The organism is Stenotrophomonas sp. AN71 (genome assembly GCF_050435725.1).
Taxonomy (GTDB): Bacteria; Pseudomonadota; Gammaproteobacteria; order Xanthomonadales; family Xanthomonadaceae; genus Stenotrophomonas.
The window spans coordinates 380,534-403,481 of the sequence record NZ_JBNDKU010000003.1; the positions used below are offsets into that span (position 1 = coordinate 380,534).

Here is a 22,948-nt window from a genome sequence, read left to right on the forward strand (position 1 = left end):
CCCTCCCAACCGGATGTTCTACCCATGAAGAAGGCAGTCGTGCTTCTCTCCGGCGGCATGGATTCAGCCGCCGTCATCGCCATGGCCCAGGAACAGGGCTTCGCCGTGCATGCCCTGAGCGTGCGCTATGGCCAGCGCCATACCTCCGAACTGGATGCCGCCGCCCGCGTGGCCAAGGCCCAGGGCGTGGTCACGCACAAGACCGTGGACGTGGACCTACGCAGCATCGGTGGTTCGGCACTGACCGACGATATCGACGTGCCCGAGGCCGGCGGTGCCGGCATCCCGGTCACTTATGTGCCGGCACGCAACACCATCATGCTGTCGCTGGCCCTGGGCTGGGCCGAAGTACTCGGCGCCAACGACATCTTCTGTGGCGTCAATGCCGTGGACTATTCCGGTTACCCGGATTGCCGTCCCGAGTTCGTGGCCGCGTTCCAGGCGCTGGCCAACCTGGCCACCAAGTCGGGCGTGGAGGGTGCGGGCATCAAGGTGCACGCCCCCTTGCAGTTCCTCAGCAAGGGCCAGATCGTCAGCGAGGGTGTACGCCTGGGTGTGGACTTCGGGCTGACCGTGTCGTGCTACAACGCCGACGCCAACGGCGCCGCCTGCGGCCATTGCGATGCCTGCCGCCTGCGCGCGCAGGGCTTCACCGAAGCCGGCGTGGCCGACCCGACGCTGTACGCCTGACTACACCCCGGTGGGTGCGAACCGTTGGTTCGCACTCCCTGACCCGCCGGGCATGGCCCGGCGCTACCGCTGCTGCAACCATCCCGATGCCCCGATGAAGGCGCGCACCGCTGCGGGATCGTCGTAATCCAGCTCGATCATGCGTGCGATCGCCGCCTTGTCGTCCGGCTGCTGGCGCATGTACTCCTGCGCGATGCGGTAGCCGGCGTAGTAACCCAGATCGCTCACGCCAAACGGATTGCGGGCGCTGTTGTACAGCCAGTTGCCCAGATCATTGCCGTCCATTTCGCTGATGAAGCGCGTGCGGATCTCGGCCTCGTGCGCTGGGCCGTAGGTGTACAGCGGCAATGCCGGGCGACGCCCACTGAGGCGCTCGGCGACGTACTCGGCCACGCCCTCGCGCACCGCGTACTGGGCCAGGGTGCCGGTGGTCTCGCGCTGCTGGGTATGCACGTACTCGTGCAGGTTGTTCTGCGCGTTGTTCGCACCGGGCCTGCTGTCGTAGAAGATCCGCAGACGGCTGCGCATCGGCTCGGGCAGCTCGCTGACGTCCACACGCTCATCGCCCAGCGCCATTTCCGCGCCGATCAGCACCTTGTCGCCCAGCGTGGTGCCGCCGGTGCGCAGCACGCCCACCGCGTAGGTGATGGTGGCCGGACGCAGCGCCGGATAGAGTGCGCGGAACGCAACCAGGTCGCGCTCCAGCGTGGCGCTGGCCTGCTGCGCGTTGGCGGTCAGCGGCCGCACCGAGGCCCAGAAACGCGGCCACGCCTGCATGGCGTCGGCGTATTCGCGCGCGCTGTAGTTGCGCACCTGCATCAGCGCATGCAGCCCGGGGCTGCCTGGATCGATGTAGCGCTGCTGGACCAGTGTCACCCGGCGCTCCGCATCGGACTCGGCACGTACTGCATCGTAGGTGGCCCAGAAGCGGGCGATGTCGTCGGTGACGACCTGCGATGGGGCGGCAAGTGCCGTGCAGGGCAGTGCAAGGGCGAGGATCAGGCTGAAGGACAGGCGCATGCAGGGTTCCGCGATGGGATCGCAGATGGGATGCGGCGTTGGGCAGGAAGGTTTAAGGCCGCTGCGCAGCTCGGGGTAGTGCCGGTCGCTGGCCGGCATCCGCGACACGCCGGGAATTCACGCGAACCGGCAAAGTAGGGTAGAATGCCCACCCCGCCGAAAGGCCGGGGCAGTGCAATGGGCCGTTAGCTCAGTCGGTAGAGCAGAAGACTTTTAATCTTTTGGTCGAAGGTTCGAATCCTTCACGGCCCACCATTGCATCGATGATCAAGGCGCCCTCCGGGCGCCTTTTTTTTGCCTCCTCGAATGCATTCCTGCAACGCCTTGACGTGCGGCAGCGGCGATGCGGTGTCGATGCCCGCGCGATGGCCGTGCAGGCTGGCAGATTGCAGGGGCGGAGCAGGAGTCGCGCAGGTTCGATTCCGGAGAGCCGGGATCGCATCGGTGGCACCAATCTAGTAACCATTAAGGTAATTAAATTGGTAATTTTAGGTAATTGAATCGTGGTCAAAACCGGCCGTTTCCAGCCGGTCAGAGACTGCATCAGCCGTAATGCGCGCGCAGAAGCCCGGCGTCGTGGAAGGAAATGCCCTCGCGGATGCACTCCTCGGCGCGTTCCATGTCCTTGTGCAGCTGGATCAGGGCGTCGTCGGCGAGCTGCTCGATGTTGACCACACCGCAGCATGCCTGGTCGATCACATGCTGCATGGGTTCGCCCCAGCGCCGACGTACGTTGCGGATCATGCGGCAATGCCACTCGCGCATGATCGCGTCCATGCGCCTCTCCGCGCGGCCCACGTGTGCGTCTCCCGCCACCACCCGCAATGCCGGGGCCGGGCTGCGCTCACCGCGCAGTTCCTGGGTCCTAGCGGCCAACCGCTGTGCGAGCTCCTCGAGTCGCGTGTGAGTCATCCTTTGCCTCCCTGATCCGTCTTGCCAGAAGCTTCGTCAGGTCGAGCACATTGTCCGGTGCCGACGGCTGACCGAACTCGTCCACGACCATGAATGCGGTCTCCAGCAGCACAGGATCGTAGATCCATTCCGGTGGATCGCCGACCAGCTCCAGGTAGTGCGAAAGCACCTTGACCGCAGCGCTCATCTTCTCGAAATCCAGTCCCGTAGATTGAGACTGAAGCGACATCTCTGCGTCCTGATCGACCCGATCCAGCGTTCCATGTGGAAGCTGCATCACTGATTCAAGATCGCGCGCAAGACGATGGCCGATGCTCTTCGGGTTGCTCTCCGAGATCCACTGGCTGACCTGGGGTTGCGCCCAGCGGGTGCCACCGAACAGGCGGGCCCATTCGGCAGGGCCGCCGGCAGCGGCCACGCGGAGGCGCATGTTGAGGGTGCGAGCGGTACTGGCGTCCATCTGTAGATGGTGCTCTGCATTACCAATCCAGCAAATGACCAAAACGGTATTGACTTGTCATTACCGGCACGGTAATGTGTGCGCCATGAACCTCATCGACTACGCCATCTCCCAGGGGGGCTACGGCACCCCCAGCTGCCCCGTGATGCGCCGCCTGGCCCACCAGACCGGTTGTGCGCTGCGGACCCTCTACCTGATCGCACGCGGCCACAAGTTGCCGGGCGCACGTCTATGCCGCCGCATCGAGCTGGCTACCGCTGGCGCTGTTCGCCGTGAATCCCTGCGCCCGGATGTGTTTGGCCCGGCGCCATCGTCCCCCCAAGGAGAAGTCCGTCATGCAGATTGATACGTTCGGTGAGTACGTGCGCGGTCGCCTGGAACACTGGGGGAGCGAATATGCGCTGCATCGCGACTGCGAGTACCTCGGTTTCCAGTCGCGCAACCTGCTGGCGGTGCTGATCGAGCATCGCGGCGACATGCCCGGTCGTGCGCAGGGCTACAAGCCGCTGGAAACAGATCAGCTGGCGCAGCAGATCGAGGACCTGATCACCGCCGTTGCGCGCGACAACGTAGCGATGGCCTGTGCGCTGCGTGGCTACTACTGTGGCCGCGGGCGGCGCAAGGTCGAGCGCTTCGAGACGGCCAATCTGCTGCTGGCCAACTGCGGGCAGCGGCCGGTGTCCAACCGGCATTACCTCAACCTGGTTGAACTCGGTTTCCAGCGCGTGCGCGGCTGGATGGAGGGTATCGCCCAGGCTGCATGAGCAGCGGGACCGATCTTCCGCCCGCCTCCAGACCGGAACAACCCTCGTGTCCAGCCGGCAGCGGGGCGGGCACTTCTTCGGGCCACGTCGATGCGACGCGACCTGCATTCCTTTCCAGGACCCCTCATGAACCAAGAAATCATCAGCACGGCTGGTGCGGCTGCCATCAAGTCGGCGCCGCCGGTCACCGTCGCCGGCGCGCTTGCAGCCGGCATTACCCTGGACCGCCTGGTCGTGGTCCTGACCATCATCTACCTGGCCGCGCAGATCGCCTATCTGGGCTGGCGCTGGCTGCGCGAGTGGCGCCGCAGGGAGCGCGAATGAGCCGGCCGGGCAGCACATTGCCGGTGCGCAGCCTGGCTGCCGCGCTGGTGCTCAGCGCGGCGGGCCTGATCGCCATCGTCGAGCGCGAGGGCTATACCGATGCAGCGGTGGTGCCCACGCGCAACGATCGACCGACCTATGGCTTCGGCTCGACGGTTCGCGAGGACGGCACGCCGGTGCAGATGGGCGACCGCACCACGCCGGTACGCGCGCTGCATACCGTGCAGGCGCATCTGGCGAGGGAAGAAGGACAGTTCCGTGCGTCCTTGCCCGGCGTGGCGCTGAGCCAAGGAGAGTACGACGTCTATGTCGATTTCCTCTATCAGTACGGCATCGGCAACTGGCGCGCGTCTTCGATGCGTCGGCATCTGCTGCAGGGCGAGTACCGTCAGGCCTGCGATGCGCTGCTGCTGTGGAAGCGGGCAGGAGGCTACGACTGTTCGAGCCGGGTCGATGGCCGCCCCAACACGGTGTGCTGGGGTGTCTGGGAGCGTCAGCAGCAGCGTCACGCGCGTTGCCTGGCGGAGCAGTGACGCATGTCTCGTACCTCGATCGCGTTGGCGCTGCTGGTGCTGTGGTCGTCGCTGATGTTCGCAGCGGGGTGGCGCTGGCGTGGAGATCGCGGTGACCTTGCAACCGCACGGGCCGGGATGGAACGGCATGCCGAGACGGCGCTGTCCGAGCGCAGGCTCCGGCAACAACAGGACGCACGAAGCCAGGCGATGGCCTCATTGGGAGAACAACATGAACATGATCGTGAGCGCGCGATGGACGTGGACGCCGACGTGGTGGCTGCTTTGCGTGCTGGCACTCTCCGCCTGCGCGACGACCTCGCTGCCTGCCATACCGGCCGCCTGTCCGAAGCCGCCGCCCGCACCGGCGAACGTGATGCGGGCGCCCAGTTACGAGCAGAGGTTGCGGCAACGCTTGTTCGAATCGGACGCGATGCCGACGACCAGCTCCGGGCCTGCCAGGCCGTGATTGCATTGGATCGCCGCTGAAGGCGTGCGGGCCGCTATGCTGGCCACCATTCTTGGAAATGGATGTTCGCATGCGCGTTGCTCCCCTGATTGTGATGTTGTCGCTGGCTATCGCGGGGCCTGTTCTTGCTGCCGGTCCTGACGCGAAGACAACCCCCCCTGCGCAGGCCGCGGCGGCCTCGCCGCTGGTGATCGGCGAGACCTTCACCGTGCAGTCGAAGGCGCTGGGTGAGACGCGCCGCATCAACGTCTACCGCCCGCAGCCTTGGGGCCTGGACCCGAAGACGCCGCTGCCGGTGATCTACATGCCCGATGGCGGCATCGCTGAGGACTTCCTGCATGTCGCCGGGCTGGTGCAGGTGCTGAGCGGCAATGGCAGCATGCGTCCGTTTCTGCTGGTCGGCATCGAGAACACCGAACGCCGCCGCGACATGACCGGCCCCAGCACCGACCGGCAGGACCAGAAGATCGCGCCGCGTATCGGCGGCTCGGCGGCTTACCGCAGCTTCCTGCGCGATGAACTGATGCCGCAGGTGCGCCAACGCTACCCCACCACCGACGAGCGGGCGCTGATTGGCGAGTCGCTGGCCGGCCTGTTCGTGGTCGAGACGCTGCTGCAGGAACCGACGCTGTTCAACAGCTACATCGCGCTGGACCCGAGTCTGTGGTGGAACCGGGGCACGATGCTGGCCGCTGCGGCCAAGCAGCTGCCGGCGGTGGCGCGCGCACGGCCGCAGGTATTCCTGGCCAGCAGCGGGCAGCCGCAACTGGCCGCGACCACCGCGCAGCTGGCAGCATTGCTGCAGCAGGCCTCGCCGTCGCCGCTGGTGAAATACCTGCCGTTGCCGGAGGAAACCCACGCCACGATCTATCACCCGGCCGCCTTGCAGGCATTGCGCACATTGTTCCCGGCGCCGCCGCCGGCCTCGCCGTAAGCCGAAGATCTGGCGTGCACCCGCACGGCATGTGAGGATGCGGCAGCGGCGCCATCGGTGCGCGCCGCCCGCAACGGGAGAGTGTGGATGCAGCGTGTGCGTGGATGGAGTGTGGCGGCCTGCTTGGCCATGAGTGGCTGCGCGATGTCGGTGGCACCACCGGCAACGCAGAGTGAAACGAAGGACAGCGCGGCCGCCGCTGCGCCGGGTGTGGTGCTGCCGGATACCGAGGCGCTGCGCGTGCACGATCCGATCGGCCGTGATTATCCGATCTGGGTGGCGCTGCCCACCGACTATGCCGCGCATCCTGAAAAGCGCTACCCGGTGCTGTACGTGACCGATGCGCTGTACAGCTTCCCGCTGGTGCGCAGCGTGCGCAACCTGGTGGGGCAACAGGGCGTCAACATCGAGAACTTCATCCTGGTCGGGCTCCCACCGCAGGAGGGCTTGACCTCCAAGCAGAGCCGCTCGCGCGATTACACGCCCAGTAACCCGGCGCGCACCGACGATGGCTACTACAGCGATGATGTTACCTACGGCGGTGCCGCGCACTACCGCGACTTTGTGGCTGCGCAGGTGTTGCCGATGGTCGATGCGCGTTATCGCACCGATCCCGCCCGGCGCGTGTTCGCGGGTCATTCCTATGGTGCTCTGTTCGGCGCCTACGTGCTGACGACCCAGCCGGACATGTTCAGTACCTACATCCTGTCCAGCCCGTCGCTGTGGTTCGACCAGCGTCTGTTGCCGCGGATGCAGGATGCCGCCGTCATCCCGGCGCAGCCCATCCGCGTTCTGCTGTCCGTAGGCAGCTACGAGACGGTCAAGGAAGGGCCGCGCTACTCCACCGGTAATGACATGCTGCGGCAGGCCGCGGACTTCACCGCCCAGCTTGAACGCAGTGGCCGCAAGCTTCAGGTGGACAACGTGGTGATCGACGGTGAGGACCATCTCACTGTCTACCCACGCGTGATCACCCGTGCATTGCTGGAGGTGATGCCGGGGGAAGGGCCGTATACCGGCGGCTGACAGCGGGTTCCATCCACGCATGGCGTGGATCTACTGTTTCCATCCACCCATGCTTGGATCTACGGCGTCGGGTTCCGGCCGGGAGCAGAATCAGTAGATCCACGCCATGCGTGGATGGATGCCTCAGGCCGCGCTGGCCTGCGGCGGTGGCATCAGCGCGGCGTCGGCGGCGTGGCGGAAACACAGGCGGATGGCGTCGAGCAGCTCACTCATGCTGTACGGCTTGGGCAGGAAGTGGATGCCGGCGCGCAGCTGCGGCAGCACGCGGTGCTGGTCCATGCCGGAGGTGACCAGGATCGGGAGCTGCGGCAGGTGCTCGCGCACGCGGTTGGCGGTTTCGATGCCGCTGATGCCGCCCAGGCACACATCGGTGAACAGCAGATCGAACGGTTCACCGGCGTTGAGCAGGCCGAGCGCGGCTTCGGCACTGCTGACCGCGGTGACCTGGCAAGCCTGGCTTTCCAGTGCGAGGCGACTGAGTTCCTGGGTTTCTTCAGCGTCCTCGATCAGCAGGACACGCGGTTCGACAAAGCGCTTGGACAGCAGCATGACACGGCAACTCCGGACAGCAGGGGGAGCAAAAGGCGCGCAAGTATGCGCAAGCCGGTAGTGAGCCCGGCGTGCACGCAAGGCTAAGTGGGCGTTACAGCCTGTTGTGGCGCGCGCGGCGCCGATGCCAGGCCAGTACCGCGACCGCCAGCAGGGCGGTGCCGATGCGCAGGCTGGTGGCCTGCCAGCCGAGCGCGACGGCGTCGTCGAGGCTGAATGCATTCCAGGCCAGGTTCATCGAAACGTGCAGCACCAGGCCGCACCATAGGGTGTCGCCGTCCAGATGGTCCAGCCAGGCGAAGATGAAACCACCCAGCGCGATCACTGCGCCGACGAACAGCGCGGTGCCGCCACCGTCGAAGCCGCCGAAGCCCAGCCAGTGCACCCAGCCGAACAGCAGCGCCTGCGGCAGCGCGAGCAGGGGCCATGGGCCGCGTACGAGCTTCACCAGCAGCACGAAGCCAAGGCCACGGAACAGCACTTCCTCGGCCAATGGAAAAAGGACGGCCAGCATCGTGGCATCCAGCAGAGTCAGCGCCGTGTTGGGTATGCCGATCAGTGACAGGCCCAGCCAGCACACCAGGCTGGCAAGCAGTACCCGCCACGGGCCGGCCCATCCGTTGCCACGCAGGCCGAGGCTGGCCAGCACGTTCACGCCCCGGGGCCGCAGCAGCATGGCCAGCAGCAGTGCCAGCAGCACCGCCAGCGCGTTGTCGAGCAGGCTGCCGCCGTAAGCCATCGGCAGGGCCGGAATCGGTGCGCCGATGGCCGCGGCGATATCGCGCAGGTTCAGGCCGAGGGCGACGCCCAGCAGGACAAGCAGCAGCCGCGCTGCAGCGGGCAGGCGGGATAACAGTGTCATATGCGCACTCCCAGCTGGGCATGGCGGCAGTGTGCTGCGGGGCAGGGCGGTGGGCACGCGCCGGAAGTCCCTGTGCCATCGGTCACGTGTTGCCGCACAGTCATCGCGGGGCAGGTAGAGTCGGTGATAGACCCTCAGGAGCGACGCCCATGCTGTGCCCCGTGTGCAAGACCCAGACCCTGCAGATGGCCGAGCGCCATGGCATCGAGATCGATTATTGCCCGGGGTGCCGTGGTGTATGGCTGGACCGTGGCGAGCTGGACAAGATCATCGAGCGTGCGGGCTCGGGTGCTGCCGCACCGCCGCCTGCGCAGGTGCAGCCGGCTGCCGCGCCGCCGCCGGTGATGCATCGCGATACCCGTCATCTGGGGCAGCGCTATGAGGACAACCGTGGCCAGCAGCACAGCCACGGCTACAAGAAAAAGAAGAAGGACAGTTTTCTGTCGGAGTTGTTCGATTTCTGACGGCGGTCAGGGCCGGCGCAGGATGAATTCGCGGTCGTGCGTATCACCGACCACGAAATCGTATTCGCCGGCCTTGCTGCAGCCATAGCGTGCGTAGAAGCGCTGCGCACCGAAGTTCTCCTCCCACACGCCCACCCATAGCGTGCGGCGATGCGGCTGGTCCAGCCAGGCCATGAACGCGTCCATCAGGCGTGCGCCATGGCCGCCGTTCTGGTGCGCGGCCAGGATATAGAAGCGCTTCAGTTCGATGTCGCCTTTGCGGGCCTCGGCATGTGGCAGGGTGTTGGCACCGGCGGCCAGGTAGCCGACCACGCTGTCGCCGTCCATCAGCAGCCAGACCGCACTGCGCGGATCGGACAGCTCGGCACGCTGGGGTTCGCTGCTGTAGTGCGCCTGCAGGAAATCGTGCAGCTCCTGCGCTGGATACGAATCCCCCCAGGTTTCGTTGTAGGTGGTGATCGCGATCGCTGACAGCGCTTCGGCGTCGGCGAGGGTGGCGCGGCGGATCTGCAACGGCATGGCGGGGCCTGCACTGGAACGTGGCGCAGTGTAGCCGGCCCCGGCGGCTGCCGGGGCTGGCCACTGCTCACCTTCCGCTGCTCAGAACCACATGCGCACGCCGGCGACCCAGCGTGTGTCGCGCGCGTGGTCACCGGCATAGTCGGCGGTGTCGCCAAACGTGCGTTCGTGGCTGATGCCGATGTACGGTGCGAAGCGACGGCTGAACTCATAGCGCAGGCGCAACCCGGCTTCGACCTTGTTCAGGCCGCGGCCGATGCCGTATTCCGGTTCATCCCTGGCCGCCACCGTGGCTTCCAGCAACGGTTGCAGGATCAGGCGGTTGGTCAGCAGCACGTCGTACTCGACTTCGGCCTTGGCCAGCACCTGGCCGCCGGAGCCCATGTACAGCGTCGCCGAGCTTTCGAACTTGTACGGTGCCAGGCCCTGGATACCGACCGCTGCCCAGGTGCGCGAGTCGGCCGGCCGGAAGTCCTGGCGCACGCCGACCAGCACATCCCACCACGGCGACACGCTGCGGCCATACAGGGCTTCCAGCGAGGATGACTCGGTGCGGCCACGGCTGCGTTCACCATCGGTGCGCAGCCACAGGCGGTTGACGTTGCCGCCGATCCAGCCGGTAGCCTCCCAGGCCTGGCCGTTGCTGCTCTTGCCGTCCCAGTGTTCGAGGCGGTCGATCAGCAGCAGGCTGTTGATCTCCGGCGCGTGCTCCATCGCGCCATGCGCGATCGGCGGGAAGGCGGCGGCGCGGTCGGCATCGGTCGGGATCGGGATCGGCTCGCGCGGTTCTGTCGGCGCGGGCGTGCCGTGGCCCATCGCCGCGTGGTCCATCGCCGCCGGCTCCATCGTGGCATGGTCCATCGTCGAGTGGTCCATGCCGGCCTGATCTGCCGTACTCATGTCCATCTTCGAATGATCCATCTTCGAGTGATCCATCTTCGAATGATCGATCGGTTCGGCCGCCGCTTTCGCAGTCTTCGCGGGCGGCTCCATTGCTGCCATGTCATGGCCGGCGTGCGACTGCGCGAACACCGGCAGCGCCGTGGCCAGGCCCAGTGCCAGCAGGCTGGGGGAAAGCAGTGAGCGGCTCATTCTTCGATCCTCACTTCGCGCATCATGCCCGCTTCCATGTGGTACAGCAGATGGCAGTGATAGGCCCAGCGGCCGAGCGCATCGGCGCGCACGCGGTAGCTGCGGCGGGTGCCTGGCGGCATGTCGATGGTGTGCTTGCGCAGCTGGAACTCGCCCTGGGCGTTTTCCAGATCGCTCCATACGCCGTGCAGATGGATCGGGTGCTGCATCATGGTGTCGTTGACCAGCACGATGCGCATGCGCTCGCCATAGTTCAGCCGTAGCGGTTCGGCGCTGGCGAACGGGACGCCATCGAACGACCAGGAGAATTTCTCCATGTGGCCGGTCAGGTGCAGTTCGATCTCACGGCTCGGCTCGCGGCCATCGGGATCCTCGAACAGGCTGCGCATCGCGCCGTAGGTCAGTACCTGGCGGCCATTGTCACGCAGGCCGATGCCAGGGTCGTCCAGCTTCGGTTCGGTGGCCGAACTCTGCATGTCCACCAGCGGGTTGTTGCGTTCAGTTGCCGGGTGCTTCGGTGCCTTGCTGGCCGCATCACCCGCATCACCCGCACCGTGCGCGCCGTGGGCCATGCTGGCGCCGCAGCCTCCCTCCATGCTTTTCATTGCGGCCATGTCGTGGCCGCCGCCGCCCATGTCATGCCCTGACATGCCATGCCCCATGTCGGCCATGGTCAGCAGCACGCGCGGATCGCGTCCGGGGATCGGGGCCTGCAGGCCATGGCGCACCGCCAGTGTGCCTGCGGCGTAGCCGGTGCGGCCCATGTCCTGGCAGAAAATGGTGAACGCGTCCTGCCCGGTTGGCTCCACCAGCACATCGTAGGTCTCGGCCGGCGCGATGCGGAACTCGTCGATGCTGACCGGATGGATGTACTGGCCGTCGGCGGCGACCACGGTCATCTTCAGGCCGGGAATGCGCACGTCGAAGTAGGTCATCGACCCGCCATTGATGAAGCGCAGCAGGACCTTCTCGCCGCTGCGGAACAGGCCGGTCCAGTTGCCTGCCGGCGCAGTGCCGTTCATCAGGTAGGTGTAGGTGTTCGCGTTGACGTCGGACAGGTCCGTCGGGGTCATCCGCATCCGTCCCCACATGCCGCGGTCGGACAGCGCCGCCGACCAGCCGTCGCGCTTCGCATCGCGCAGGAAGTCCGGCAGCGTGCGCATGTAGTAGTTGTCGTAGGCCGCCAGTTTCTTCATGCGCCGGAACAGCGCGCCGGGATCCATGTCGGTCCAGTCCGACAGCATGATCACATGCTCGCGGTCGTAGTGGTACGGCGCCGGTTCGGCCGGGTCGATGATCAGCGCGCCGTACAGGCCGGCCTGCTCCTGGAACATCGAGTGGCTGTGGTACCAGTAGGTGCCGGACTGCTTGAGCTGGAAGTGGTAATGGTAGGTCTCGCCGGGGCCGATGCCATTGAAGCTCAGCCCCGGCACACCATCCATGTTGGCCGGCAGCAGGATGCCGTGCCAATGGATCGAGGTGGGGTGGCGTTCCAGCGTGTTGCGCACGAACAGGTCTACGGTCTGCCCTTCGCGCCAGCGCAGGATCGGTGCCGGCAGCGAGCCGTTGACGGTGATGGCCGGACGGGTGCGGCCGGTGAAGTTGGCCAGCGATTCGCCGATGGCCAGTTCCACGCGGGTTTCGCTGAGGACGGCGGGAGCGCCGGCCAGTCGGGGCGTGGCGCGGGCGGCTGCAAGCGCGCGCTGCGGCACGCCGACGGCGGCAATGCCGGCAACCACGCCGCCGGCGGCCAGGCCCTGCACGAACAGGCGGCGCGACGGCAGGGGCGGGGCGCCCGGACCGGGGGGAATGCGGGTATTCATGGTGGTGACTCCAGACACGATGGGATGCCGGCAGAACGCCGGCCTGTGTGCGCAGGGCGCACGGTGTGTGTGGAATCAGCTGATGGGAGGGCGTGAGATCGGCGGCAGCGGCGGTGCTGGGCGGCCGTTGGCCGGCATCGGTTGCGGCGCCAGCGACAGGCCCGGGCCAGCCAGGTAGGGCAGGGGCTGCACCACCAGCAGCGGGTGCTGGGCACAGCTGCGCACGCAGTCCTTGATCTGGCAGTGGGCGTCGTGGGCAGGGGCCTTGGCCTGCGGGGCGTCGTCGGCCTGGAGGCCGGCGTGATGGTGGCAGTCGGCATCACCATCGTCGACGGCGGCCGCCACGGCATGGGCCATCCGACCCATTTCCTCGTGACCGCTGGCCATGGCCGCGTTCAGCCCGTTGAGCAACAGGCTGAGCATGAGCACGACGCGGAGCAGGGTCGAGGCCAGGGACATGACGCCAATTTAGCCGCAAGCGGGCCCGGATGCACTTCTTGCTGAATGGCGTGTTCAAGGTTGGAGCAGCACCAATCTAGAACCCGGCCCACGCTCGGCGCTACCCCTCTTCGCGCACGATCTCCACCAGGCGTGGGCCGTAGCGGCTCAGCTTGGTGCCACCGATGCCGCCGACCCGGGCCAGTTCGTCCAGGCTGGTCGGGCGCTGCTCGGCGATGTTGCGCAGGGTGCTGTCGTGGAAGATCACGAACGCCGGCACGTTCTGTTCGCGTGCCAGCTCGGCGCGCAGCCCGCGCAGGGCGTTGAACAGGGCCAGGTCCTGCGGCAGCACCGACAGGCCGGTGCGCTGCGCGCTGCGCTCGCGCCCACTTGTGCTGCTGGCAGGATCGCGGCGCATGCTGATCTGGCGCCGGCCGGTCAGCACGTCGCGGCTGGCGTCGGTCAGGCGCAGGCCGCCGTGGCCCTCGCTGTCCACTTCCAGCAGGCTGGCGGCCACCAGCTGGCGGAACACGCTGCGCCAGGTGCGCGCATCAAGGTCGCGGCCGATCGCATACGTGCTCAGCTTGTCGTGACCCTGCTGCTTCACCTTCTCGTTCTCGCTGCCGCGCAGGATGTCGATCAGGTGGCCGACGCCGAAGCGCTGGCCGCTGCGGTAGACGCAGCTCAGTGCCTTCTGCGCCGGAATCGTGGCATCCCAGGACGCCGGCGGGGTCAGGCAGTTGTCGCAGTTGCCGCAGGGCTGGGGATAGGTCTCGCCGAAGCCGGCCAGCAGCACCTGGCGGCGGCATTGCATGGATTCGCAGTAGCCCAGCAGGTGGTCGAGCTTGGCCCGCTCCAGCTGCTTGCGCTCTTCGCCGGCCTCGGACTGCTCGATCATCTGCTTGAGCAGCACCACATCGCCCAGGCCGTAACAGAGCCAGGCTTCGGCGGCTTCGCCATCACGGCCGGCGCGACCGGTTTCCTGGTAGTAGCCCTCCATCGACTTGGGCAGGTCGGTATGCGCGACGAAGCGCACGTCCGGCTTGTCGATGCCCATGCCGAAGGCGATGGTGGCGCACATCACGATGCCGTCTTCGCGCAGGAAGCGGCGCTGGTTGTTGGCGCGCACCTCTGGCGGCAGGCCGGCGTGATAGGGCAGGGCATTGAAACCCTGGCCGCACAGGAATTCGGCGGTCTCCTCGACCTTGCGCCGCGACATGCAGTAGACGATGCCGGCCTCACCACGGTGGCCGCGCAGGAAATCGGTCAGCTGCTTGCGGGCGTTGTCCTTCTGCACCACGGTGTAGCGGATGTTGGGCCGGTCGAACGAGCTGACGAAGTGGCGCGCCTGCGTCAGGTCGAGGCGTTCGGCGATCTCGCGCTGGGTAGGCGGGTCGGCGGTGGCGGTCAGTGCGATCCGCGGGATCTGCGGCCAGCGCTCGTGCAGCACGGTCAGCTGGCGGTATTCGGGCCGGAAGTCGTGGCCCCACTGCGAGACGCAGTGCGCCTCGTCGATGGCGAACAGGGCGATCTGGCTGCGCGACAACAGTGACAGGAAGCGGCCGGTCAGCAGCCGCTCGGGTGCGACATAGAGCATGTCCAGCTCGCCGGCGAGCAGTTCGCGCTCGACGCGGCTGGCGGTTTCGGCATCCAGGGTCGAGTTCAGGTACTCGGCGCGCACGCCCAGCTGGCGCAGGGCTTCGACCTGGTCCTGCATCAGCGCGATCAGCGGCGAGATGACGATGCCACATCCGTCACGCAGCAGGGCCGGGACCTGGTAGCACAGCGACTTGCCGCCACCAGTGGGCATCAGCACCAGGGCATCGTGACCGGCAGCCACATGCTCCACGATGTCCTGCTGCGGACCACGGAAATCGTCGTAACCAAAGACGCGTTGGAGCAGGTCGTGCGCGGGACGGGAAGCCATCCGGCTAGTTTACCCCGGCGGGGGAGTCGGCAGGGCTGCGCCCTGCACCTGCTGGAGGCTGAGGCAACGTCAAAGGCAACGTCAAAAGCGGCTTTCCTGGGGATGGCGGGGCGGTGTCGGATTGCGGGGACGCCGCAAGTACGTCCCTGTAGGCTTGGCAGCCGCATCCATGCGGCTGACACCCCGCAATCCGACACCGCCCCACCTTCGACAGTTTCCCGCGGCCGTTGGTGGGTGGCGACCTTGGTCGACACATCTGTCAGACATCGACAATCAAGATGGGGTCAGATCCGTTTTCCTGCGGAAAACGGATCCGACCCCAATGGCTTTGCTGACAGATCGCGGAAATCTGTCGAAGGCGGGGTGGGTCCGGTGGCAGGGGTGTGAGCCGCATGGATGCGGCGACCAAGCCCCCACGGATGGGTTTACGGCGTCCCCTGCCACCGGACCCACCCCGCCAACTCCCAGGAACCCCGCTTTTGACGCTGACGTTGCTCTTGCTTTAAAGCCTCGGCAGGCGCAGGGCGCAGCCCTGCCGAGAACCCCAACCCTTACTGCAGCAGGGAACGCAGCATCCAGGCGTACTTCTCGTGCGTCTGCAGCCGCTGGGTCATCAGATCCTCGGTCGGGGCGTCGTCCCCCTTGGCCGCCACGTCCAGCACTTCACGTGCCGTACGGCAGACCGCTTCGTTGGCGACCACCAACTGGCGTACCATTTCACGCCAGTCCGCACTGTCGGTCAGGCCCGGTTCCTCGGCGATCGAGGTCAGCGCAGCGAATTCCCGGTAGGAGCCCGGGGCATTGAAGCCCAGCGCGCGGATGCGCTCGGCCACGTCGTCCAGTGCCGCCCACTGCTCGGTGTACTGCGTTTCGAACATGGTGTGCAGCGAGTTGAACATCGACCCGGTCACGTTCCAGTGGAAGTTGTGCGTCTTCAGGTAGAGCGTGAACGCATCGGCCTGGAAGCGCGACAGACCGTCGGCGATCTTCTTGCGATCACCCTGGGTGATCCCGATATCGATGTTGGGCGCCGACGGTGCCGCCGCTGCAAGCTTCTGCTTGCCGGTCTTGGCCTTGGTCGTGCTCTTGGTCTTCGCCATGGGGTTCCTCCTTGTGGAATCGTTGGCCTTCACAATAAATCAGTCGTGATGACTGGTCGCTTTCAAAGTTTTGAACGAACCGATTGATGAACTCTATCGATAAAAATCCATCGCCCCGCCTGCGCCAACAGCGCGCCGCCATCGACGGCGCCATGAGCCGCGACCGGGGCCGTTTGCTGGGGATGCTCTCGCGATGCCAGGCCAAGCCACAGGATGCGGCGCTGGCCGCCACCTTCGAGCAGGCCTTGCAGGCGTCGGTGCAGCGCCGACAGGTACGGGCGCTGCAGCAGCCGTCCATCACTCTGGACCCCCAGCTGCCGATTGCGCGTGAAGCCGACGCGATCATCAAGCTGATCCGCGACCACCAGGTCGTGGTGATCGCTGGTGAAACCGGCTCGGGCAAGACCACCCAGTTGCCGAAGTTGTGCCTGGCCGCCGGCCGTGGCCAGGCCGGCATGATCGGTTGCACCCAGCCGCGACGGATTGCCGCACGTGCGGTGGCCAGCCGTGTTGCGCAGGAACTGCAGAGCGAGCTGGGCCAGCTGGTCGGCTACCAGGTGCGCTTCAATGACAAGGTCGGCGAAGACACCCGCATCAAGTTCATGACCGATGGCATCCTGCTGGCGGAGATCGCCAGTGACCGCTGGTTGTCGAACTACGACACGATCATCGTCGACGAAGCGCACGAGCGCAGCCTCAACATCGACTTCCTGCTGGGTTATCTCAAGCAGCTGCTGCGCAAGCGCCCGGACCTGAAGCTGATCGTCACCTCGGCCACCATCGATACCGGGCGCTTTGCCCAGCATTTCGACGAGGCGCCGGTGATCAGCGTCGAGGGTCGCACCTACCCGGTGGAGGTGCGCTATCGCGCACTGGAAGGCGAGGGCGAACAGGAGGGCGAGCGCACCGTCAACGATGCCATCGTGTCGGCCATCGACGAAATCACCCGCCTGGATGCGCGTGGCGATGTGCTGATCTTCCTGCCCGGCGAGCGCGAGATCCGCGATGCGCACCAGTCACTGGAGCGGCGCAAGTACCGCAATACCGAGGTGCTGCCGCTGTACGCGCGGCTGTCCAACCAGGACCAGGACCGGGTGTTCAACCCCGGCCCGAACCGGCGCATCGTGCTGGCCACGAATGTGGCCGAAACCTCGCTGACGGTGCCGCGCATCCGCTATGTGGTCGATCCGGGCTTCGCCCGCGTCAAGCGCTACAGCCCACGCAACAAGCTCGATCGCCTGCACATCGAGCCGATCTCGCAGGCCAGCGCCAACCAGCGCAAGGGTCGCTGCGGTCGTATCGCCGAGGGCATCTGTTACCGCCTGTACGCCGAAGCCGATTTCCAGGCGCGGCCGGAGTTCACCGATCCGGAAATCCGCCGCTCCAGCCTGGCTGGGGTGATCCTGCGCATGCTGCAGCTGGGCCTGGGCCGCATCGAAGAATTTCCCTTCCTGGAAGCGCCGGATGAGCGCGCCGTGGCCGATGGCTGGCAGCAGCTGACTGAACTGGGCGCGATCGACGCCGAGCGGCGCATGACCACCATCGGCAAGCAGATGGCGCGCCTGCCGGTTGACGTGAAGCTGGCGCGCATGCTGGTCGCCGCGCAGGCCGCCGGCTGCCTGCGGCCTATGCTGGTGATCGCCTCGTTCCTGGGTATCCAGGACCCGCGCGAACGCCCGCCCGAAGCACGCGGTGCAGCCGACAGCGCGCATGCACAGTTCGCCGATGGCCGCTCCGAGTTCGTCGGTGTGCTGCGCCTGTGGGATGCCTACCGGCAGGCCCACGAAGATCTGACCCAGTCCAAGCTGCGTGATTGGTGCGGTCGTCATTTTCTCGGTTTCCTGCGCATGCGCGAGTGGCGCGAGCTGCACCGCCAGCTGCGGCTGCAGTGCGAGGAGCTGGGCTGGAAGGAAGAAGCCGGCGAAGCGGCGATGGCACCGTTGCTGGCCGGCAGCAGCGCGCCCGCTGCCGCGCGCGACGATGCCACTGCGGTGAAGGCCACCCGTGGGCAGCTGCACCGCGCCGCGCGCCTGGCCCGTGAAGGCAAGACGGAGGCGGCACCGGCGCCGGTGGCCGTGCGCGCGCAGCAGGAACAGGCCCCGCTGGGCGGTGGCTTCAGTGAGCGCATACGCGCCAGCGCCTACCAGACGCTGCACCGCGCGCTGATCGCCGGCCTGCCGACGCAGATCGGCCATCGCACCGAGAAGGGCGAATTCCAGGCACCGCGGCAGCGCCGTTTCCTGCCCTTTCCGGGCTCGGCGCTGTCCAAGCGGCCGCCGCCGTGGCTGCTGGTGGCCAATCTGCTGGATACGCAGAAGGTCTGGGGCATGACCCTGGCAGCGATCGAGCCGGACTGGGTGATCGCCGAGCTGCCGCATCTGCTGCTGCGCAAACACTTCGACCCGCACTGGTCGCGCGCGCAGGGCCAGGTGTTGGCGTCGGAGCAGATCAGCCTGTTCGGGCTGGTGCTGGCACCGAAGAAGCCGGTGCATTACGGGCGCATCGAACCGGTCGAAGCACACGACATCTTCGTGCGCCAGGCGCTGGTGACCGGCGAGATCAACACCCGCGCCAGTTTCGTGGCTGACAACCAGAAGGTACTGGAGGTTGCCCGTGAGGAAGAGGCCAAGCTCCGCCGCGCCGGTATCGTTGCAGATGACAGCTGGCAGGCGCGCTGGTACCTGGACCGGGTGCCGCCGCAGATTCATTCGGCTGCCGGCCTGGATACCTGGTGGAAGGGACTGGGGCCGGAACAGCGCAAGACCCTGCACTGGACCCTGGTCGACCTGCTGCCCGGTGAAGGCAGTGAGCAGGAGCGTTACCCGAAGTACCTGGCACTGGGCCAGGCGCGGCTGCCGCTGCACTATCGCTTCGAGCCGGGTGCCGACGATGACGGCGTGACCCTGGACGTACCGCTGCATCTGCTCAATGCCCTGGACCCGGTACAGCTGGGCTGGCTGGCGCCGGGCTTTGTCGCCGACAAGGCCTCGGCACTGATCCGCAGCCTGCCCAAAGCGATGCGCCGTAACTACGTGCCGGCGCCGGACTTCGGTCGCGCGTTCTACGAGGCGTTCCCGCAGCCTGGTGCCGATGCCATCACCGGTGAGTTGGCGCGTTTCCTGTCACGCGCAACCGGCGCGACGGTGACCGCACTGGATTTCGAGCCGGGTGCGATCGAACCGCATCTGCACATGAACCTGCGCCTGCGCGACGAGCAGGGCAAGGTACTGGCAACCTCGCGTGACCTGGACGCACTGCGGGCGAAATTCGGCGGCCGTGCCGGCGATGCCTTCGCTGCACGTGCCGGGCGAGAGATGGCGGCTGATGGCCTGCGTGCCTTCCCGGCCACGCCGATCCCGTTGCAGGTACCCGGTGAAGCCGGCGTGCCGGCCTATCCGGCATTGCTCGATGAGGGCGACAGTGTGGCGCTGCGCATCTTCGCCGATCGCCAGCAGGCGCAGGAGGCTCATCCGCTGGGTGTTCGCCGGTTGCTGGAAATTGCCCTGGCCGAGAAGGTCAAGCAGGCGCGCAAGCAGCTGCCGGTCGGTGCCAAGACCGGCCTGTTGTATGCGGCGATCGAATCGCAGGAACGCCTGCGCGGCGACCTGGTCGATGCGGCGATGAACGCGGTTCTGGCCGAAGGCCTGGAGGACATCCGCGATGTGGCGGCCTTCGAGCAGCGTCGCGAGCATGCCGCCAAGGCTCTGTTCGGCGAGGCGATGTCACGGCTGAAGCTGGCCGAAACCATCCTGGCGCTGGTGGCGGAGTTGAAGCCGATGCTGGAAGCGCCGTTGATGGGTTGGGCGCGTGGCAACCTGGACGACATGGAAGCGCAGCTGGCCGGGCTGATCCATCCCGGTTTCCTGCGCGATACGCCGGCCGACGCGCTGGCGCAGTACCCGCGCTACCTGAAGGCGATGATCCTGCGCACCGAACGCGCCAAGCGTGATCCGCCGCGTGACCAGGCGCGCATGCTGGAACTGCATCCGTTCCTGGAAGCGCTGGCGGTGGGTGAGCAGCAGGGCCTGCGCGAGCGGCCGCAGTGGCAGGCCCTGCGCTGGGATCTGGAAGAACTGCGGGTGTCGCTGTTCGCCCAGGAGCTGGGCGCACGTACCGGCATTTCAGCGAAGAAGCTGGCGCAACGGGTGACCGCCCTGCGCCAGGCATGACAGCGCGCAATGGTCGCCCTACTGGGCGACCATTGCTGCCGGGAAAGAACCCGGCGCGGCCGGAATACCGGGGCGTTACTTGGTACGGCGCACCTTCGGCTGCACGTTCACCCCATCCACCTTCATGTACCAGGCGCCCATCACGCCGGGACGCATGCTGACCTTCGGGGCCTCCTTGCGGCTGCCCGTATAGTGGGTGGCGTCGATCTGTTCCCACTCCTGGCCGTTCTGCAGCACGTAGCGGCGGCCCTGGCCGAAGCTGCGGAACTCCCCCTGCAGGCTGCTTTCGATCGGCTCGTTGCTGCCGAAGTCGAAGAAGCCACGGTTCTTCTTGATCACTTCCTGGCGGCCTTCCTCGCGTGCGGCGGCTACGGCCTGGGTGGTGGCTGCCTCCACCTTGCCCTGCAGCCAGCGATTGAGCGTGGCCAGTTCACCGGCACTGAGCTTGTCCAGGCCGGCGGCCTTGAACTCTGTGGGCGACATCTGCTGCTGCAGGTCGCCCTCCACCACGCGCTGGGCCAGCGCCGGCGCGGACAGGGACAGCAGCACGGCGGCACAGGCCAGCAGCCGTGGGCGGACACGCAGGGCAATCAAAGGCATGGCGGGTCTCTCCTGGGTTTACCCGCGAGTGTAGCGGCATGTCCTCATGGCCGGCGATGGCAGCAGCGGTGATTGTCCCTGAACGGCGCCGGCGCTAGTGTAGGGCCCTCTGTCTTGCCTGCTCGATGCTGTGAACCGCGCTTCCGTCCCTGGCCTGGATGCCTTGTTGAACCGTCCCTCGGCAGCGGTGCTGCCTGCTCCGCTGCGCCAGGCCCTGCGCGAGCATTGGGAGTCCCCCGGCTGCGATCACCAGATGCGGGCCACCTGGTCGGTGCTGGGCGATACGCTTGATGCGCTGGCGATGCTCTCCGCGGACGAAGGCGCGGTGGTCGCAGCGCTGCTGTTCGATCTGCCGGGCCTGCGTGCCAGTCTGGAACAGCTGCCCCTGGGCGGGCACAAGGCGGCGGTGGTTGGCCTGCTCGATGGCCAGGATGCGGCGGACCCGGTGTGGGCGCTGCATGCCGGCCGCGAAGCCGGGCGCAACAGTGAGGGCCTGCGCCGGCTGCTGCTGGCGATCATCCGTGACCTGCGCGTGGTGCCGATCCTGCTGGCGCGGCAGCTGGCGCGCATGCGCGCGGCCGACAAGCTGGACGACGAACAGCGCCGCGCGCTGGCCCAGTTGACCCGCGACATCCACGCACCGCTGGCCAACCGGCTCGGCATCTGGCAGTTGAAGTGGGAGCTGGAAGACCTGGCGTTCCGCCATCTGGAACCGGAGACCTACCGGCGCATCGCCCGCGAGGTGGACGAAACCCGTATCGCCCGCGAGCGCTATGTCGAGAACGTCAAGAAGGTGTTGTCGCGTGAACTGGTCGCGCAGGGCATCAAGGCCGAAGTCAGTGGCCGGCCGAAGCATATCTACAGCATCTGGCGGAAGATGCAGAAGAAGCGGCTGGCCTTCGACCAGCTGTACGACATCCGTGCGGTGCGGGTGATGGTGGACGACGTCGCTGCCTGCTACGCCGCGCTGGGTGTGGTGCATGCGCTGTGGGCGCCGGTGCCGAGCGAGTTCGACGACTACATCGCCCGGCCCAAGGCCAACGACTACCGCTCGCTGCATACGGCGGTGGTCGGGCCGGAAGGGCGCACCATCGAAGTGCAGATCCGCACCCATGAAATGCACTCGCAGGCCGAGCTGGGCGTGGCCGCGCACTGGAAGTACAAGGAAGGCGGCAAGGGTGCGGAGAAGTCCTTCGACCGCAAGATCACCTGGATGCGCCAGCTGCTGGAGCAGGCGCAGGACGGCCAGGGCAACGAACTGGCCGGGGCGCTCGATGCCGAGCTGACCGAGGACCGGGTCTATGCGCTGAGCCCGAAGGACGAGGTGCTGGACCTGCCGCAGGGTGCCACCCCGCTCGACTTTGCTTACCAGGTGCACACGATGGTCGGCCATCGTTGCCGGGGGGCGAAGGTCAACGGACGCATCGTGCCGCTGACCTACCGCCTGCGCAGCGGCGACCGTGTCGAGATCCTCACCGGCAAGGAGGCCGATCCGCGCCGCGACTGGTTGATGCCGGCCAACGGTTTCCTGGCCAGCAACCGTTCGCGCGAAAAGGTGCGCAGCTGGTTCCACAAACTGGACCGCGCGCGCAACGTGCAGGCTGGCCGCGAGCTGCTCGAGCGCGAGCTGAAGCGACTGGGCCTGCAGCATTCAGACCTGTCGGTGGCGGTGAAGAAGTTCCACGCCGACAGCGTTGATGACCTGTACATCCAGGTGGCGCTGGGCGATACCGGCCCCAACCAGGTCAGCCGTGCGCTGTTGGAAGCCGAGCGTGCGGCCAGCCAGCAGGCACCCGCCCCGACGTTGCCGCGGCCGACCGCGCGCCGCGAGAACCTGGGCAAGTCGAAGTTCACCGTGCAGGGCGTGGGCAACCTGCTGGTGCAGCTGGCGCGTTGCTGCCAGCCGGTGGCCGGCGAGCCGATCGTGGGCTACCTGACCCGTAGCCGGGGTGTCACCGTGCATCGTGCAGACTGTGTGGCGCTGGCCCGGCTGGCGGCCACCAGCCCGCAGCGCATCCTGCCGGTGGAGTGGGGCCAGGCGGGAGGCGGGTATGAAGTGGACGTGGTGGTCGACGCGGTCGATCGCCGCTGGCTGCTGAAGGACATCACCAACCTGATCGCCCAGGAAGACGCCTACGTGCTCGACATCCACAGCGACAACGTGCGCAACAGTGGCCGTGCCCATCTGCGGCTGCGATTGAAGGTCAGCGATTACGGCCAGCTGTCGACGTTGCTGGGCAAGCTCGATGCGCTGCCGGGCGTGAGCGAGGCGCGTCGCCTCGGCTGAGCTTCAC

At 66.8% G+C, this 22,948-nt stretch carries 22 protein-coding genes and 1 tRNA gene; 11 read left to right on the forward strand and 12 right to left on the reverse strand.

Annotated features, from left to right (window positions below; translation table 11 throughout):
- Nucleotides 1-24 precede the first annotated feature (24 nt).
- On the forward strand, nt 25-690 hold the full coding sequence (gene queC / locus ABH900_RS07655) for a 7-cyano-7-deazaguanine synthase QueC (protein ID WP_429622285.1): 666 nt from the start codon (nt 25-27) through the stop codon (nt 688-690).
- A gap of 63 nt (nt 691-753) precedes the next feature.
- Here queC and ABH900_RS07660 read toward each other — a convergent pair whose 3' ends face one another.
- Nucleotides 754-1,710: a DUF2268 domain-containing putative Zn-dependent protease gene (locus ABH900_RS07660; RefSeq protein WP_429622286.1), complete on the reverse strand. Its 957-nt coding sequence runs from the start codon at nt 1,708-1,710 to the stop codon at nt 754-756.
- Nucleotides 1,711-1,889: 179 nt separating this feature from the next.
- On the opposite strand from ABH900_RS07660, the gene ABH900_RS07665 reads away from it, so the two are divergent.
- A tRNA-Lys gene (locus ABH900_RS07665) sits at nt 1,890-1,965 on the forward strand.
- A gap of 288 nt (nt 1,966-2,253) precedes the next feature.
- Here the strand turns inward: ABH900_RS07665 and ABH900_RS07670 are convergent.
- Both ABH900_RS07670 and ABH900_RS07675 read right to left on the reverse strand, forming a co-directional pair.
- Nucleotides 2,254-2,622: a hypothetical protein gene (locus tag ABH900_RS07670; protein WP_429622287.1), complete on the reverse strand. Its 369-nt coding sequence runs from the start codon at nt 2,620-2,622 to the stop codon at nt 2,254-2,256.
- Nucleotides 2,576-3,082 carry a hypothetical protein gene (locus ABH900_RS07675; RefSeq protein WP_429622288.1) on the reverse strand — a complete coding sequence of 169 codons (507 nt, stop codon included), beginning with the start codon at nt 3,080-3,082 and terminating at the stop codon, nt 2,576-2,578. The genes ABH900_RS07670 and ABH900_RS07675 overlap by 47 nt, the downstream gene beginning before the upstream one ends.
- A gap of 335 nt (nt 3,083-3,417) precedes the next feature.
- On the opposite strand from ABH900_RS07675, the gene ABH900_RS07680 reads away from it, so the two are divergent.
- The 6 genes from ABH900_RS07680 (at nt 3,418) to ABH900_RS07705 (ending at nt 7,111) form a co-directional block, all read left to right on the forward strand.
- On the forward strand, nt 3,418-3,846 hold the full coding sequence (locus tag ABH900_RS07680; protein WP_429622289.1) for a hypothetical protein: 429 nt from the start codon (nt 3,418-3,420) through the stop codon (nt 3,844-3,846).
- 126 nt (nt 3,847-3,972) lie between these two features.
- Nucleotides 3,973-4,170: a hypothetical protein gene (locus ABH900_RS07685; RefSeq protein ID WP_429622290.1), complete on the forward strand. Its 198-nt coding sequence runs from the start codon at nt 3,973-3,975 to the stop codon at nt 4,168-4,170.
- The gene (locus ABH900_RS07690; protein WP_429622291.1) at nt 4,167-4,703 is read left to right on the forward strand and encodes a glycoside hydrolase family protein; all 537 of its coding nucleotides are present in this window, start codon (nt 4,167-4,169) and stop codon (nt 4,701-4,703) included. The genes ABH900_RS07685 and ABH900_RS07690 overlap by 4 nt, the downstream gene beginning before the upstream one ends.
- Nucleotides 4,704-4,706: 3 nt before the next feature.
- Complete coding sequence (locus ABH900_RS07695; RefSeq protein ID WP_429622292.1) at nt 4,707-5,171, forward strand: lysozyme; 465 nt, start codon at nt 4,707-4,709, stop codon at nt 5,169-5,171.
- A 50-nt stretch (nt 5,172-5,221) separates the two neighbouring features.
- Nucleotides 5,222-6,085 (forward strand): alpha/beta hydrolase, encoded by an 864-nt coding sequence (locus ABH900_RS07700; protein WP_429622293.1) that lies wholly within the window; start codon nt 5,222-5,224, stop codon nt 6,083-6,085.
- Between the two features lie 87 nt (nt 6,086-6,172).
- Entirely contained in the window at nt 6,173-7,111 is a 939-nt protein-coding gene (locus ABH900_RS07705; protein WP_429622294.1) for an alpha/beta hydrolase, read from the forward strand.
- Between the two features lie 123 nt (nt 7,112-7,234).
- On the opposite strand, the gene ABH900_RS07710 is transcribed toward ABH900_RS07705, so the two are convergent.
- Nucleotides 7,235-7,660 carry a response regulator gene (locus tag ABH900_RS07710; RefSeq protein ID WP_010481704.1) on the reverse strand — a complete coding sequence of 142 codons (426 nt, stop codon included), beginning with the start codon at nt 7,658-7,660 and terminating at the stop codon, nt 7,235-7,237.
- Nucleotides 7,661-7,754: 94 nt separating this feature from the next.
- Entirely contained in the window at nt 7,755-8,522 is a 768-nt protein-coding gene (locus ABH900_RS07715; RefSeq protein ID WP_429622295.1) for a CPBP family glutamic-type intramembrane protease, read from the reverse strand.
- A 149-nt stretch (nt 8,523-8,671) separates the two neighbouring features.
- Here ABH900_RS07715 and ABH900_RS07720 point away from each other — a divergent pair, with 149 nt between their 5' ends.
- Complete coding sequence (locus ABH900_RS07720; protein WP_429622296.1) at nt 8,672-8,986, forward strand: zf-TFIIB domain-containing protein; 315 nt, start codon at nt 8,672-8,674, stop codon at nt 8,984-8,986.
- Between the two features lie 6 nt (nt 8,987-8,992).
- Here the strand turns inward: ABH900_RS07720 and ABH900_RS07725 are convergent, their stop codons facing one another.
- The 6 genes from ABH900_RS07725 to ABH900_RS07750 form a co-directional block, all read right to left on the reverse strand.
- Nucleotides 8,993-9,505, reverse strand: coding sequence for an N-acetyltransferase family protein (locus ABH900_RS07725; protein WP_429622297.1), 513 nt, complete (start codon nt 9,503-9,505; stop codon nt 8,993-8,995).
- 81 nt (nt 9,506-9,586) lie between these two features.
- A complete protein-coding gene (locus tag ABH900_RS07730) occupies nt 9,587-10,597 on the reverse strand; it encodes a copper resistance protein B (RefSeq protein ID WP_429622298.1) in 1,011 nt (336 codons plus the stop codon).
- Complete coding sequence (locus ABH900_RS07735) at nt 10,594-12,420, reverse strand: copper resistance system multicopper oxidase (RefSeq protein ID WP_429622299.1); 1,827 nt, start codon at nt 12,418-12,420, stop codon at nt 10,594-10,596. Before ABH900_RS07735 ends, ABH900_RS07730 begins: the two co-directional genes overlap by 4 nt.
- A gap of 75 nt (nt 12,421-12,495) precedes the next feature.
- Nucleotides 12,496-12,879 (reverse strand): CopL family metal-binding regulatory protein, encoded by a 384-nt coding sequence (locus ABH900_RS07740; protein ID WP_429622300.1) that lies wholly within the window; start codon nt 12,877-12,879, stop codon nt 12,496-12,498.
- Nucleotides 12,880-12,979: 100 nt separating this feature from the next.
- Nucleotides 12,980-14,785, reverse strand: a complete 1,806-nt coding sequence (gene recQ, locus ABH900_RS07745; RefSeq protein WP_429622301.1) for a DNA helicase RecQ — start codon at nt 14,783-14,785, stop codon at nt 12,980-12,982.
- A gap of 551 nt (nt 14,786-15,336) precedes the next feature.
- A complete protein-coding gene (locus ABH900_RS07750; RefSeq protein WP_006439098.1) occupies nt 15,337-15,885 on the reverse strand; it encodes a Dps family protein in 549 nt (182 codons plus the stop codon).
- 86 nt (nt 15,886-15,971) lie between these two features.
- On the opposite strand from ABH900_RS07750, the gene hrpA reads away from it, so the two are divergent.
- A complete protein-coding gene (gene hrpA / locus ABH900_RS07755) occupies nt 15,972-20,054 on the forward strand; it encodes an ATP-dependent RNA helicase HrpA (protein WP_429622302.1) in 4,083 nt (1,360 codons plus the stop codon).
- A gap of 75 nt (nt 20,055-20,129) precedes the next feature.
- On the opposite strand, the gene ABH900_RS07760 is transcribed toward hrpA, so the two are convergent.
- Nucleotides 20,130-20,654, reverse strand: a complete 525-nt coding sequence (locus ABH900_RS07760) for a hypothetical protein (RefSeq protein ID WP_429622303.1) — start codon at nt 20,652-20,654, stop codon at nt 20,130-20,132.
- Nucleotides 20,655-20,784: 130 nt separating this feature from the next.
- Between ABH900_RS07760 and ABH900_RS07765 the strand changes: the two genes are divergently transcribed.
- On the forward strand, nt 20,785-22,941 hold the full coding sequence (locus ABH900_RS07765) for a RelA/SpoT family protein (RefSeq protein WP_429622304.1): 2,157 nt from the start codon (nt 20,785-20,787) through the stop codon (nt 22,939-22,941).
- Nucleotides 22,942-22,948 lie beyond the last annotated feature (7 nt).